The sequence below is a fragment of the Acinetobacter sp. Z1 genome, from assembly GCF_024296945.1.
In the GTDB taxonomy this organism is placed as follows: Bacteria; Pseudomonadota; Gammaproteobacteria; order Pseudomonadales; family Moraxellaceae; genus Acinetobacter; species Acinetobacter beijerinckii.
This window is the reverse complement of the sequence record NZ_CP101115.1, coordinates 509,001-522,013: the sequence shown is the minus strand read 5'-3', so window position 1 is coordinate 522,013 and position 13,013 is coordinate 509,001. Positions and strand designations below refer to the sequence as shown.

Here is a 13,013-nt window from a genome sequence, read left to right as displayed (position 1 = left end):
AAAACCGACTTGTGATAGTCGGTTTTTTCATTATAGTAATAGCTTTCATTCTTATATTAACTACATTAGATGAGCGATATAGAAAAGGCGATATTCAAAGCGAAACTAGAATTGGAAACAATAACACCAGAAGAGATCCAAAGGTGGGCAATTGAGACATTAGAAAAAGATCCGTCTAATGATTTAGCTTTAGAAATATGCTTTCTCTCAATGCCAGAACAAGTTTTGAGCTACTTCAAACGACTTTCTAACAGCGTTTATAATATTAGTTCAGCAATAATATATGACTTATTAAAGAGTTATATAGAGAAGAATATTGATTTAATTCATAATAAAGAGGCTCTATCCCCTTTTCTTCGTAAACTTTTATCTTTATCCAAATTTATAGAGGATGAAGATTTATATGAATTATTAAACTATTATGATGATGAATTTTACTTAAGCTTTGAAGGATATTCACCTTCGGAACCAGATGAAGTTTTTAAAAGTTTCATCGAAGATTTAAAAAAGTTGTATCAAAATTAGATAATAAAAGGAAGCGACTTTTTTAGATTTTAGAATACAACCATTCAGCTCTACACTATTCTATAAAAACACCCTAAAATCCCATTAAATCTAAGCGAATTTAAAATTTTATATGTCTACTCAATCATGGCTCACCCAAGGCGCCCTTGTGCTTGCAAGTAATAACAAAGGTAAAATTGCTGAATTTGATCATCTATTTCAACAACTCAATCTACCTGTCGAAATTATTGCTCAAGGCAAACTTAATATAGAAGATGTGATTGAAGATGGTTTAAGCTTTGTAGAAAATGCAATTATCAAAGCACGCCATGCATCTAAGCTATCAGGTAAACCTGCAATTGCAGATGACTCTGGTTTATGTGTTCCAATCTTAGGTGGTGCACCAGGGATTTACTCTGCACGCTATGCAGGCGAACATGGTAATGACGCAGCCAACAACCAAAAACTATTGGCTGATCTTGCACCTTTGCGTAAAGATGGCGAAACAATTGAAGGCATGTTTGTTTGCGTATTAGCACTGGTTACACATGCAGAAGATCCTCTTCCACAAATCTTTCAAGGTATTTGGAAAGGTGAAATCTTAGAAGCGGCACGCGGCGAAAACGGATTTGGTTATGATCCTTTATTTTGGTTACCTGAGCTGAATCTTTCGAGTGCTGAACTCAGTAAAGTAGATAAAAATAATATCAGTCATCGTGGTCAAGCCATGCAACTCTTTAAAGCGAGCCTTGTATAAGTTGATTGATAAGCCCAAATGCAAATTTGGGCTTTTTCATATTCTCTCTCGATTTACGTCTATTCATTTGTCTTAAAATTGCAATATAAGTGTCACATCTTTGTCATGCCAAACTGTTGAGATATAACCAAAGTTTTATAGGAATAAAATTATGGCTGGTTTATCAATTTGGCATGTACTCATTTTTGCAATCGTGGTTATTTTATTATTTGGTACAGCCAAACTTAAAAACCTAGGTAAAGATGTTGGCGGTGCGGTAAAAGATTTTAAGAAATCAATCAAAGAGGATGAAGTAACGCCTCCACTGAATGAACCTCGCACTATTGATGCCCAGGTAAAAAATGCTGAAAGCTCTGTAAAAAGCTAAGCGAGCGTTATTATGCTGAATTTGGGAATGACCGAGATTTTTTGTTTTGCAGTGATTGCATTGCTAGTTCTCGGTCCTGATAAATTACCTGAAGCTGCTCGTTTTGTAGCGAAATGGTATGGAAAGATCAAAAAGTTCATCAACAATATTCAAAATGAAATTGATCGTGAACTGAAACTTTCTGAATTTCGTGATGAAATGCAAAAAGAAATTGAGAAAATCACTGAGCTTGAACGCAGACTACAAAAACAACTGGATGAATTAAAAACTCAACCTGCTGAAGAAATTAGTCCAGAACAAATATCAAAGTATTCTTTAACGAAGAATAACTATATCCCATATGTTTCAGGTTCAATTATTCCTTTTAGTATCCAACATCACAAATCATTTCCCAGCCTTATCGAATCAAATCTATCAACAGAGAAATTTGATACAGAATTAAAGATTGCCGTATGAGCCAATTGCCTGCTACTTCAGTAAACCCTGAAGAAAATTTACAACAAATGCCTGTCATGCAGCACTTGATTGTATTGCGCCAATATTTATTTAAGATAGTTGGCGTCACTATTTTTCTTTTCTTTTGTTTATTACCTTTTAGAAACCAAACATATCAATGGTTGTCTGAACCATTAAGACAGCAACTTCCGACAACTTCCACCATGATTGCGACAGATGTCACAGCAACATTTATGGCACCGTTTAAGCTTAATTTATTCGTCGCTTTCATGTTAGCCATGCCGTACATCATTTATCAAATTTGGTCATTTATAAAACCTGCACTCTATGAAAAAGAGCGCCATTTAGCGATCCCACTACTTCTCGGTAGTATCGTGTTGTTCTATTTAGGTGTCGCCTTTGCCTATTTTATTACCCTACCCGCTATCTTGCATTTCTTCATTAGTGTTTCACCTGAAACTGTTGCTCCAATGACAGATATCAATAGTTATTTAAGCTTTTGTTTAAAGCTATTTTTAGTATTTGGTTTTACTTTTGAGATTCCAATTATCACTTTGGTTTTAATTTTGATTGGTGTTGTGAATACAGAAACTTTAATCGCCAAGCGTCGCTTTATTATCGTTGGATGCTTTTTTGTTGCAATGTTTGTTACTCCACCTGATGCATTATCCATGATCATGTTAGCAGTTCCTATGTGGATGCTATTTGAACTGGGTTTACTGTTTGGAAAAATATTAGAAAAACGTAAAGCAGTTTCAGAGTAATAATAACCCTTTTCAATCCCTGAAGAATCTCAGGGATTTTTGTATTTTAAATTTATATTTTTTAAATATTTATAAAAATTAAATTGTCTTCAAACTGCCTTAAAAGTGTCAAAAAATTGTCATCTGTACTTCATAGAATCAATCAGGATTTATTTATCATTTATTAAAGATACGGATTTATTATGACAGCCAATACAAATCAGCCAAGTCGTCGTGATATTTTAAAATGGTTCGCGGGTGTTCCGTTTTTACCACTAGGGGCAATGGGTACGGCAGCAGCATTAACAGGCTGCAATGATGACAACGACAGTGTTATTACTCCTCCTGTAAAAGTAGCAAAATTTAAAAACGCTAAATTTACACCGATGGCAGCGCCTTCAACTGTTGCCGATATGGCGACAACCTCAGTTAAATCTGGTTTGACCATTACGTGGGATGATAATACAACCACAGAATACAAATTAGGTTATCAAGAGTTTTTCCGCACAGGTACTCTAGTCGACAATATCGATGGTGGAAAAATTATTGCAGGTAGTTATTACGATATTAATAATAAAGTAATCAACGATACTTCTGTTGTTGGCAAAGAGCGCCAATTCTTCTCTGACTCACCAGATGGTTCATCACTGATTCATATTAAAGGCGCAAATGTAGCGGGTGTATCAAACCCAGTTTTCCATGTGGTGCAGTTTGAATACACCACCAAAAACTTAGCTAAGCAAAACATGTATGGTAAATTACCGTCACCAATTGCGGTATTAACATTAGATCAAGATCAGAAAACAGGTCATCTTGCATTGAAAAAATATTTCAATGTGGATATGTCAAAAGTTCATGGTTTGTGGATTACATGCGGTGCAAGCCTTTCTCCTTGGAACACACACCTTTCAAGCGAAGAGTATGAGCCAGATGCATTTGATCAAATCGGTTCTGATCTTGCAATGTTAAGAGCCTATAGTAAAAACTTATACGGTAATGAAAATACTGCAAATGCGTATAACTATGGTCATTTACCAGAAATTATCCTTGATGGTAAAGGCCGTGCTCAGGCTGTGAAGCATTACTGTCTAGGTCGTATCTCACATGAACTGATTGAAGTAATGCCAGATAATCGCACGGTAATTATGGGTGATGACTATACCAATGGTGGCTTCTTTATGTTTGTGGCAGATAAAGAAAAAGACTTATCTGCGGGTACCTTATATGTTGCAAAATATACAACTGAATTAAACGAAACATCGACTGCTGCGATTAAATGGATCAAATTAGGTCATACCAATAGTAAAACGATTGAAGACTTAGTGAATGTTCGAGGAATAAAAGCCGAGAACATTATGGAAAGTTTAACGGTAGCTCCTGCTGATTTAACTGGTTATAGCAAGATCGTACTTGATGGAAAATCATTGTGGGTCAAGCTGAAAGAAGCCAACAATGGTTTCACGAAAGATGAAATTGAACTTGCAGCAGCATTCCTTGAAACGCATCGCTACGCAGCGCTAAAAGGCGGTAGTATGGGCTTCACAAAAATGGAAGGTACGACAGTTAATATTAAAGATAAAGTTGCATACTCTGCGCTTGCTAATATTCAAGATTCAATGATTGAAGGCAAATCAAGTTGGGTTGCAGAGCATAATATTAAGTTCAAAAATACATTGAAAGCAGGTGGTGTACTTGCTCATGATCTAAAAGGCAGTCAAGTTGACCATACCAATACGATCATTAATAGTGAATGGACACCTTACCAAAGCCATATGTTGCTCATGGGTAAAGATATTTCAGTCGATAGCTTAGGTAATACAGCTGATCCAAATCTGATTGCAAGCCCAGACAATCTAAAATTCTCTGAGACACTACGTACTTTGTTCATTGGTGAAGATAGCGGTAACCATACCAATAACTTCCTTTGGGCATATAATATCGATACAAAAGCTTTAGATCGTATTCTATCTACACCTGCTGGTGCTGAGTCTACAGGTCTACATGCAGTAGACTCAGTGAACGGTTGGACTTACATCATGAGTAATTTCCAACATCCAGGTGATAGCTCTAAACTTACTGCTGAATTAAAAGCAAAAGTTTTAGAAAATTATAATGATGGCTACAGTGCATGTGTCGGTTACATCACCGCTGATATTTTACCGTCAATTGAGAAAAAAGCTGAAAATAAAAAGTAAGCTCTATCTTTAAAAAAATGCCGACTTGATGTCGGCATTTTTTGTTTATTCAAGTGTTAGATCAACTTTAATCTCAACAACCGCATCCTGTCGCTCACCATGCTGGGTTTTCTCTAGCCAATGCCATTGTTTTGAATCAAGCCTTAAGAAATTAGAGCACCGTGTTCCATAAATTGGACTTTGAATAAAAGTAGAAGAAAGCAATTCTTCCATTTCTTTACTAATCCCAGTATCAGGTAATAGATTTGGAATAATTTTTCTTTCGTCCTCTAAAATATCCCATACTGTATGGTGTAAATCTTGTTCAGAGATCTGAGGTTGTTGCAACATCGGTAAAAATTCTTGGGTAAAGCGTTTACGTAAATGTTTGGTTTTTTCCCAGTCCTCAGACATCAAACCATTTGAAACGACATACACACCGTTTGCCAAAACCTGCGGTGCTTCACCCCGATTACTCATATATACCGCTTGCTCACGATCACCTACAAACAGGTTGAATCCCGCATAATCCTGTTGTTTGCATTCCAGTTGTTCAGCAAAACGTATAGGCGCTAAATCACTTTCTAAAAAGTCTTGAATCAGTTTGCCACGCGAAGTTTCATATTCCCTCTGATCTCGACCATTTCTAAAATTGGTCACGATTGCCCATCGTCCCGAAGCAGTCACACCCATCCAAGTCCCACCTGACTTTAAATCTTGTCCTGCTACAATCGAGCTATTCTCCCACGCATGTAAAACAGCACTAGGACGATAATAAAACTCATCACGATTTGAAATTAAACAAAGTGGCATCTCTTCAAGAACTTGCCATGCAAAAGCAACAATACACATTTATTTTGTTCTCACATCTTTACACATTGAATGTACAACATTTTTCACATCATTCCGCTACAATCTGCTCAAAACTTAATTTCAAATTCTAAATTGAGGAACAGCAATGCTGACCTATCCAAATATAGATCCAATTGCCTTGAGCTTAGGACCAGTGAAAGTGCATTGGTACGGACTTATGTATCTCTTGGCATTTTTATGTGCTTGGGGCTTGGCCTCTTATCGCGCAAAACAGCGCGATGGTTGGACAGGAGATATGATTTCAGATCTCGTCTTTTACGGCGCACTTGGCGTGGTTTTAGGTGGGCGTGTTGGTTACGTCTTGTTTTACGAGTTTGGTAAGTTTTTGGAAAATCCACTATGGTTATTCCAAGTGTGGACAGGTGGAATGAGTTTCCACGGTGGTTTTCTCGGTGTGATTATTGCCATGCTATTTTGGTGTAAAAAATACCAAAAGACTTGGTTTGAAACTTTAGACTTTATCGCGCCGTGTGTACCTACAGGGTTGATGTTTGGTCGTTTTGGTAATTTTATTGGCGGTGAGCTTTATGGTCGTGAAGTTCAAGATCCAAACTATGCATTTGGTATGATTTTTCCAACTGATCCTTTAGGTCTAGTCCGTCACCCATCTCAAATTTATCAAGCGATTTGCGAAGGTCTGATTCTCTTCATTGTCTTATGGTGGTTCAGTTCTAAACCTCGCCCGCGTATGGCAGTATCTGCTCTGTTCTTGGTGGGTTATGGGATTGCACGTTTCTTTATGGAATTCTTCCGTCAGCCCGATGCAGATCAGGGTTTTATCTTATTTGGATGGATGACTAAAGGACAGATTCTGAGCTTCCCAATGATCATCATTGGCCTCTGGATGATTTGGTATGCCTACCGTAAAAATATCTATGATTGGCAACTCAAAAAATAATTAAAGGGAGCAAATGCTCCCTTTTTTAATATCATTCTTTTTAATTAGATAGCTTAGAAGATAGTGCTTTTACAACTTGACCTAAACGCTTGCCTTGAGCTTCGCATAAGATTTTTTCATCTTGGCTCAAACTCTGATCATGACGTGGTCCACTCACATGACTCGCCCCATAAGGTGTACCGCCTGTTTTTGTATTTGACAATGCAGGTATAGAATTGGGTAAACCTAAAATCATCATCCCGTGATGAAACAAAGGTGGCAACATGGTCAATAAGGTACTTTCTTGTCCACCATGCATGGAACCTGAAGACGTAAATACACAAGCAGGTTTATCATGCAAAGCGCCGTTCAACCATAAGCTTGTGGTTTGATCCCAAAAGTATTTCATCTCACTCGCCATGTTTCCAAACCGAGTTGGTGAACCAAGCGCCAAACCAGAACAGTGTGCCAAATCGTCTAAGCTACAATAAATGTCACCATCACTAGGAATACTTGGTTCTGCTTGCGTCACAACTGGTGCTAAATTAGGCACCGTTCTAATACGCGCCGTTATGCCAGCAGCTTCAACACCATCGGCGATTAAATGTGCCATTTGCTTAGTTGAACCATATTTACTGTAATAAAGTACAAGGACGTAAGGTTGCATCAGTTTCAAGTATTTTGTTAAAAAGAACACTATACGACATTTTTTATACTTTTCGCGGTAGTAATTCCTATGAATGCATAGGATTTTTTTAAAAATAATTAGGATAGAACCCATGAGCATAAACCGTTATCTAAAAAACTTGCCTTTTTTAGAGAAAACATGGTTTCAATTTATTGTATTTGTGTTACGACGTTTTGAGGCTGACCGATGCCGAGATCAGGCTGGATCACTCACCTATACAACGTTATTTGCAGTTGTTCCAATGCTAACTGTTTTCTTGGTGATCATTTCATCAATTAAAGCCTTGGAACCAGCTCGACAACAACTCCAACAACTCATTTATAGTAATTTTTTACCAAAAAGCACCATTGCCTTTGATAAAGCACTTAATGCTTTTACTGACAAATCTAGCAATCTCACCATTATTGGTGTGTTGTTCTTATTTGTCACGACGGTACTGATGCTGACCTCAATTGAAACGGTGTTTAACCGCATCTGGCGAGTAAAAGAAACCCGTACAGGCTTAGTCGGTTTTATGCGTTATTGGACGATTATTTCTTTAGGTCCGATTATTTTAGGAAGTGCATTCGTCCTTTCTTCAACTGTGGCATCGATGAATATACTCAGTAATAACTTTGCTGGTTATCAATTAGATGGCTCTTTCATCTTATGGCTGATTTCATTTCTACTCACCATAGTCGGTTTCTTTATCCTCTATTGGACGATTCCAAATCGTACTGTACCTATTTTCTCAGCTGCAATTGCTGCATGTTTCAGTGCCAGTATTTTTGAAATCTTAAAGCGTTTGTTCGGCTGGATTATGAGTAACTTCACCAGCTATGAAATCGTTTATGGTGCTTTTGCCGCTGTTCCAATTTTTCTACTGTGGATTTATTTATCTTGGAATATCATTTTATTGGGGGTTGAAGTCAGTTATGCTCTCACCGCTTTTCATTCTGGAAAAGAAGAAAAGCGCCATCCAATTTTAATGCTGCTTGATATGTTGGAGTTGTTTTATAAGAAGCAACAGATTGGTGAAAGTGTTACCGAGAAAGAATTGCTTAACATTGTTGGTCGTGGCGAGTTAGGTCGATTACCTGCATTCATTTTACAGCTTGAAGCGCAGAATCTGATTAAACGAACGGATAAAGATGACTATGTGTTAGTCCGAAATTTAGCGCAAGTCGATTTTTGGAGTTTCTTTACTGCTTTACCATATCCGCTGCCCCTTCGAGATGACGTAAATAATGTGCATCAAGATGATGAATGGATAGAAAGACTCGGTCCTTCATTAGTGGATAGTAATGACTATTTAGCTGCCAAGTTATCAATTCCACTTTCGACTATTTTTGAACAGAAATAAAATATTGATTGGTGATGTCATGGCTATGGCATCACCATTCATCTGAATAATTTAATTCCGCTTTGATCTTTGCTTATAATCTAACCATATGACTTTTAATTATATTTATAACAATGAAGAATAAAATCAGCCTACTGACCATACTCATTTTGAGTTTAAATCTGTCTGCGTGTAGCTCTCCTTCAGAAAGAGAATTTAACCAAACTACTGAGCTAGCTGAACAAGGACATGCCGACGCTCAAATTCGTCTTGCACAAATGTATTTTGATGGGATTGGTACTGAAATAGATCATCAACAAGCATTCATTTGGTTAAAGAAGGCGGCAGATCAAGGTGATTCTCAAGCTTTTGAATGGTTAAAAGCACAAAGTGTGTCGGGAAATCAAAAAGCTTATGAGCTGATTATACAAATCCTCAAGCAAGATAATCCATTAATCGCACGTTGGTTTTTTGAGAAAGCTCTAGCGGGAGATGCTTGGTCTCAATATACTGTCGGCTGGATGTATGATTTAGGCAAAGGACTTATTCAATCACCTCATGAAGCGGCAAAATGGTATTTAAAAGCAGCAAAACAAAACTATAGCCTCGCACAACGCGTCATTGCCGATAAATACTCGATGGGAAGTGGCGTAAATCTAGATATGTCCAAATCACTTTACTGGTATGAAAAAGCAGCAGAACAAAATGATGTCGAAGCTCAATTTCGTCTAGGTATGTTCCATGCATTAAATTTTAGAAATGAACAGCACTTTAAAGCTGAAATTGCGCGTATGTGGCTAAATAAAGCTGTGCAAAATGGCCATAAAGATGCAGCTACGATACTCAAACAATTTGAACAAGATTATGCTGAAGTTCAACAAGTAAAAGCTTTTGAATCATCAGCTCAAATAGAAAATGAACACTTAGGCAGCTACAACTAAATTATTTCTTTAACCAACCTTGTAAACTTACCACCAAGATACCCATTAAGACCAATGCTGTACCCATTATAAAATTGAGCTCAACTTTTTCATCGAGCAACCACGTTCCAAAAGCCATTCCAAATAATGGTGTGAGAAATGAAAATACCCCTAATCTCGATGCTAAATAATTTCGTAGCAACCAAAACCACGCTAAAAAACTCGCAAATGAAACGACCAAAGTATGGAATGCCAAACTCCCTAAAACTAAAGGGGTGAAATTGATATTGGCTTGCCCCATAAAAATAGCAAGACCAAACAACAATACAAAACTACCCGATAATTGATAAAAAAGCGTTTGTGTTACTGCCGCCTGTGCTAAAGACGATAATCTCACTGTGATTGTTGTTGCAGCCCAAGCAATCGCGGCAGCAAGTGCAAGTAAATCACCCCAAAGCATGTGCTGTTCAAGCATCGATGACGCATTAGGTTTTGCCCGTATAAAAGTGACGACAATTCCAAAGAAAGCAATTGCGATACCTGACCATTGCAATACGCTTAAACGCTCTGAAGGCAATTTCCAATGAAGTCCTAAAGCAACAAAAATTGGAGCGGTATAAAGCAATACCACAGCATGTGAAGCAGAGGTAAATTGTAATGCTTGAGCCAATAAAAAGAATTCTAGGGAAAATAAAAATGCGACCAAAGCACCTGCCTTCAAATTCTGTCGATTCAGAAGTTGGCTAGCTTTATCAAAATATAATAACGGCAGTAGTAAAAGCGCAGCTAAACCTGAACGTAATGCAATTTGCATCAAGGGAGAGATATCAGGAGCCGCCATTTTTAAAATGACTTGTTGTAGGCCCCAAATCATACAAAGTACGATCATTAGACTAGACGCTTTTGTATCTAGTGCCTTGCGCTCATCCATCATCAAAATCCCTAACCCATCTTAGAGAACCAATATAGAGCTGTCAGATTTTCATGATATAGTGAAATTCAGACAATAGATGCGTATTTTCAGGCAATTCTCACATTATGAAAAAATCAGCACAAAGGATTCAGGACTTTCAGCAAATTCCGATAAATAATGAAATTCCTGAGCTCATTTGGCTCAGTATTCGAGATGCTCCTGCAGAAACCTTTTATCCAGAGCATACCCATGCTTGGGGGGAATTTATCTATACCTTTGATGGCGTTTTAGAAGTTAATATTGATCAAATCCACTATTTAACCCCACCACCTTACGGAATCTGGTTACCGCCGAATTTACAACATAGCGGTATAAATCGGAATGAGGTCACACACTGTACACTCTACATTCATGAAAGTCTTTGTGAAAACATGCCTTGCCAAGCAGGCATATTACTTTCTGCACCATTGGTGAGCTCACTACTTGAACACATCCGTAAAAATGCATTCGAACAATCCGATCCTGAATATTCAAGACTTTTACAAGTGTTATTGGATTTGCTCGGTCATGCTGAATTAGTCGGTAGTTATTTGCCAACGACTCAACACCCAGCCTTAGCAAAAATACTCCATCATCTACATACTTTTCCAGCCGATAACAGCACACTGGATGAACTTGCTAAAATGATGAACATGACTGAACGCACTTTGGCACGCTACAGCCAAAAAGAATTGGGTATGTCACTACATGAATGGCGACAACGTTTAAAAGTCATGAAAGCTATGACGATGCTGAACCAAGGGAAGACCATTGAAAGCATTGCATTAGATCTAGGTTATGCAAGTTCTTCAGCTTTTATTTACATGTTTAAACGCTGGATGAATTTGACTCCTGATCAATTCAGAAAGTTGTATCAAGGTCGTTAACAAGAATTTGTGAAATTTATAATTTATGATTGAACGGCGGTTTTTTTGAGGATGAAAAGAAAACGTTGATACCAGAATATCAACGTTTCAAACCATAATTTAAGCTTTTACAAAAGTATCCCAATCATATTCACCAGACTGGGTAATCAACTTCATCGTGAGCTGATCATTTGCACGTAATGCTCCAACGCCTGCTGGAGTTCCAGTCATGATCACATCACCTGCTTCCAAGCTAAAACACTGATTAATCTCAACCAGCAAAGTCCCTATATCACGAATCATATCTCGACTGAAACCATGTTGACGTTCTACACCATTGATATTCAAGATCAACTCTAACTCTTGTAAATCCCCGATTTCATCAATCTCGATCCAATCAGCTAATAGGCAAGCACCATCAAATGCTTTCGCACGTTCCCAAGGCTCGCCTTTCGCTTTTAAGTCACCTTGCAAATCACGTAAAGTTAAATCAAGCCCAGCAGTCACTGCACCAACAGCCTCTAAAGCTTTAATTGGATCTTTCTCTTGCGATAACGGATGAGCAATTTGCAAACAAATTTCGCACTCATAATGGCACTCACCCAAGTCTAAATTCCAACTAATACCTTGATTTAAAGCAGCAAGGCTACTTGGGGGTTTAATAAATAAAATTGCACGGTCAGGAATTGCATTTCCTAGTTCTTTGGCATGCTCAGCATAGTTTCTGCCAACACAAACAATTTTTGATGGACGTGTACTCATGAAAGCTCCTTGTTGCTTGAACCGAGATTAAATTTTATTTTTTGAAGGTATTTTCAAATTTTGTTTGATCGGCTGAACTGGTAAATGCACGCTTAGGCACAATGATGACAGTATGATTTTTCAGCTCCAACATGTAAGTCAGTTTACCAACGGCAAACGATTGTACTTCTGCATATTGTGTAATTTGTGTTTTTCCTGTCGCATATAGTTCAAAATAATCTTGGTATAGATCAATCCCCTGCTCACTTTTTCCAAATTGATAACGAGTGAACTGGCGCTTAAATAGCATCGGCAATAACCAATAACGCATTACAAGCTGCATGATGAGGAAGAACCCACCCAATGCAACGTAATAACGACCGACACCTGAGAATCCTAAATACAATCCCCATAAAATAATTGCAACACTGATGACAGGTGTTAGAAAACGGCTAAATGTCTTTTTTCCAAAAGTGACGAGAGCAAAACCATCTTGTGATTCTTCTAAATTTAGGTAATAGCGCACAGATACGGTTGGACGTTGTTCAGACATTTTTTATTTCTAACATTTGAAAAAACTGACTTATTAGAACACAAATCTTTCCAAGGAAAGTCAAATTTATAGCGTTTTAATACAAAACTTAAATGCATTTTTGATCGGTTGTTTTTCATTTCAACAAGTGTTTTCGTTTATTTTTCTAACCAGTTAAAAATTAAAAAACTGGATATATCTTACTCTTTTATTTTGTCATCAAAATATGAGCTTACACAATA

At 37.5% G+C, this 13,013-nt stretch carries 15 protein-coding genes; 10 read left to right on the top strand and 5 right to left on the bottom strand.

Annotated features, from left to right (window positions below; genetic code table 11):
- Positions 1-69 precede the first annotated feature (69 nt).
- The 6 genes from NGC85_RS02505 to NGC85_RS02480 all read left to right on the top strand — a co-directional run bounded on the left by NGC85_RS02505 (position 70) and on the right by NGC85_RS02480 (position 5,022).
- Positions 70-525, top strand: a complete 456-nt coding sequence (locus tag NGC85_RS02505; protein WP_254804728.1) for a hypothetical protein — start codon at positions 70-72, stop codon at positions 523-525.
- Between the two features lie 112 nt (positions 526-637).
- The gene (rdgB, locus tag NGC85_RS02500) at positions 638-1,261 is read left to right on the top strand and encodes an RdgB/HAM1 family non-canonical purine NTP pyrophosphatase (RefSeq protein ID WP_254804727.1); all 624 of its coding nucleotides are present in this window, start codon (positions 638-640) and stop codon (positions 1,259-1,261) included.
- Positions 1,262-1,412: 151 nt separating this feature from the next.
- Complete coding sequence (locus NGC85_RS02495) at positions 1,413-1,628, top strand: Sec-independent protein translocase subunit TatA (protein WP_254804726.1); 216 nt, start codon at positions 1,413-1,415, stop codon at positions 1,626-1,628.
- Between the two features lie 12 nt (positions 1,629-1,640).
- A complete protein-coding gene (gene tatB / locus NGC85_RS02490; RefSeq protein WP_254804725.1) occupies positions 1,641-2,084 on the top strand; it encodes a Sec-independent protein translocase protein TatB in 444 nt (147 codons plus the stop codon).
- The gene (gene tatC, locus NGC85_RS02485; RefSeq protein ID WP_254804724.1) at positions 2,081-2,848 is read left to right on the top strand and encodes a twin-arginine translocase subunit TatC; all 768 of its coding nucleotides are present in this window, start codon (positions 2,081-2,083) and stop codon (positions 2,846-2,848) included. The genes tatB and tatC overlap by 4 nt, the downstream gene beginning before the upstream one ends.
- A gap of 182 nt (positions 2,849-3,030) precedes the next feature.
- Positions 3,031-5,022, top strand: coding sequence for a PhoX family phosphatase (locus NGC85_RS02480; protein WP_254804723.1), 1,992 nt, complete (start codon positions 3,031-3,033; stop codon positions 5,020-5,022).
- Between the two features lie 45 nt (positions 5,023-5,067).
- Here NGC85_RS02480 and NGC85_RS02475 read toward each other — a convergent pair whose 3' ends face one another.
- The gene (locus tag NGC85_RS02475; RefSeq protein WP_254804722.1) at positions 5,068-5,853 is read right to left on the bottom strand and encodes an NRDE family protein; all 786 of its coding nucleotides are present in this window, start codon (positions 5,851-5,853) and stop codon (positions 5,068-5,070) included.
- Positions 5,854-5,959: 106 nt separating this feature from the next.
- On the opposite strand from NGC85_RS02475, the gene lgt reads away from it, so the two are divergent.
- Positions 5,960-6,772, top strand: a complete 813-nt coding sequence (gene lgt / locus NGC85_RS02470) for a prolipoprotein diacylglyceryl transferase (protein WP_005051969.1) — start codon at positions 5,960-5,962, stop codon at positions 6,770-6,772.
- A 40-nt stretch (positions 6,773-6,812) separates the two neighbouring features.
- Here lgt and wrbA read toward each other — a convergent pair whose 3' ends face one another.
- Positions 6,813-7,418, bottom strand: a complete 606-nt coding sequence (gene wrbA / locus NGC85_RS02465) for an NAD(P)H:quinone oxidoreductase (RefSeq protein ID WP_254805533.1) — start codon at positions 7,416-7,418, stop codon at positions 6,813-6,815.
- A 112-nt stretch (positions 7,419-7,530) separates the two neighbouring features.
- Here wrbA and NGC85_RS02460 point away from each other — a divergent pair, with 112 nt between their 5' ends.
- Both NGC85_RS02460 and NGC85_RS02455 read left to right on the top strand, forming a co-directional pair.
- Entirely contained in the window at positions 7,531-8,781 is a 1,251-nt protein-coding gene (locus NGC85_RS02460) for a YihY family inner membrane protein (RefSeq protein ID WP_254804721.1), read from the top strand.
- Between the two features lie 113 nt (positions 8,782-8,894).
- Positions 8,895-9,701: a tetratricopeptide repeat protein gene (locus NGC85_RS02455; RefSeq protein ID WP_254804720.1), complete on the top strand. Its 807-nt coding sequence runs from the start codon at positions 8,895-8,897 to the stop codon at positions 9,699-9,701.
- Position 9,702: 1 nt separating this feature from the next.
- On the opposite strand, the gene NGC85_RS02450 is transcribed toward NGC85_RS02455, so the two are convergent.
- Entirely contained in the window at positions 9,703-10,611 is a 909-nt protein-coding gene (locus NGC85_RS02450) for a DMT family transporter (protein ID WP_254804719.1), read from the bottom strand.
- A 107-nt stretch (positions 10,612-10,718) separates the two neighbouring features.
- Here NGC85_RS02450 and NGC85_RS02445 point away from each other — a divergent pair, with 107 nt between their 5' ends.
- A complete protein-coding gene (locus NGC85_RS02445) occupies positions 10,719-11,519 on the top strand; it encodes an AraC family transcriptional regulator (RefSeq protein ID WP_254804718.1) in 801 nt (266 codons plus the stop codon).
- Positions 11,520-11,618: 99 nt separating this feature from the next.
- On the opposite strand, the gene NGC85_RS02440 is transcribed toward NGC85_RS02445, so the two are convergent.
- Both NGC85_RS02440 and NGC85_RS02435 read right to left on the bottom strand, forming a co-directional pair.
- Complete coding sequence (locus NGC85_RS02440) at positions 11,619-12,260, bottom strand: fumarylacetoacetate hydrolase family protein (RefSeq protein ID WP_005059677.1); 642 nt, start codon at positions 12,258-12,260, stop codon at positions 11,619-11,621.
- Positions 12,261-12,294: 34 nt separating this feature from the next.
- Positions 12,295-12,792 (bottom strand): YcxB family protein, encoded by a 498-nt coding sequence (locus tag NGC85_RS02435; RefSeq protein ID WP_005051980.1) that lies wholly within the window; start codon positions 12,790-12,792, stop codon positions 12,295-12,297.
- Positions 12,793-13,013 lie beyond the last annotated feature (221 nt).

Excerpts from the sequence above, each read along its gene's own strand:
- NGC85_RS02450 (WP_254804719.1), bottom strand. The coding sequence starts at position 10,611 with ATGGATGAGCGCAAGGCACTAGATACAAAAGCGTCTAGTCTAATGATC.
- NGC85_RS02455 (WP_254804720.1), top strand. The coding sequence starts at position 8,895 with ATGAAGAATAAAATCAGCCTACTGACCATACTCATTTTGAGTTTAAAT.
- wrbA (WP_254805533.1), bottom strand. The coding sequence starts at position 7,418 with ATGCAACCTTACGTCCTTGTACTTTATTACAGTAAATATGGTTCAACT.
- NGC85_RS02480 (WP_254804723.1), top strand. The coding sequence starts at position 3,031 with ATGACAGCCAATACAAATCAGCCAAGTCGTCGTGATATTTTAAAATGG.
- NGC85_RS02445 (WP_254804718.1), top strand. The coding sequence starts at position 10,719 with ATGAAAAAATCAGCACAAAGGATTCAGGACTTTCAGCAAATTCCGATA.
- NGC85_RS02475 (WP_254804722.1), bottom strand. The coding sequence starts at position 5,853 with ATGTGTATTGTTGCTTTTGCATGGCAAGTTCTTGAAGAGATGCCACTT.
- tatC (WP_254804724.1), top strand. The coding sequence starts at position 2,081 with ATGAGCCAATTGCCTGCTACTTCAGTAAACCCTGAAGAAAATTTACAA.
- NGC85_RS02435 (WP_005051980.1), bottom strand. The coding sequence starts at position 12,792 with ATGTCTGAACAACGTCCAACCGTATCTGTGCGCTATTACCTAAATTTA.
- NGC85_RS02505 (WP_254804728.1), top strand. The coding sequence starts at position 70 with ATGAGCGATATAGAAAAGGCGATATTCAAAGCGAAACTAGAATTGGAA.
- lgt (WP_005051969.1), top strand. The coding sequence starts at position 5,960 with ATGCTGACCTATCCAAATATAGATCCAATTGCCTTGAGCTTAGGACCA.
- NGC85_RS02495 (WP_254804726.1), top strand. The coding sequence starts at position 1,413 with ATGGCTGGTTTATCAATTTGGCATGTACTCATTTTTGCAATCGTGGTT.
- NGC85_RS02440 (WP_005059677.1), bottom strand. The coding sequence starts at position 12,260 with ATGAGTACACGTCCATCAAAAATTGTTTGTGTTGGCAGAAACTATGCT.
- NGC85_RS02460 (WP_254804721.1), top strand. The coding sequence starts at position 7,531 with ATGAGCATAAACCGTTATCTAAAAAACTTGCCTTTTTTAGAGAAAACA.
- tatB (WP_254804725.1), top strand. The coding sequence starts at position 1,641 with ATGCTGAATTTGGGAATGACCGAGATTTTTTGTTTTGCAGTGATTGCA.
- rdgB (WP_254804727.1), top strand. The coding sequence starts at position 638 with ATGTCTACTCAATCATGGCTCACCCAAGGCGCCCTTGTGCTTGCAAGT.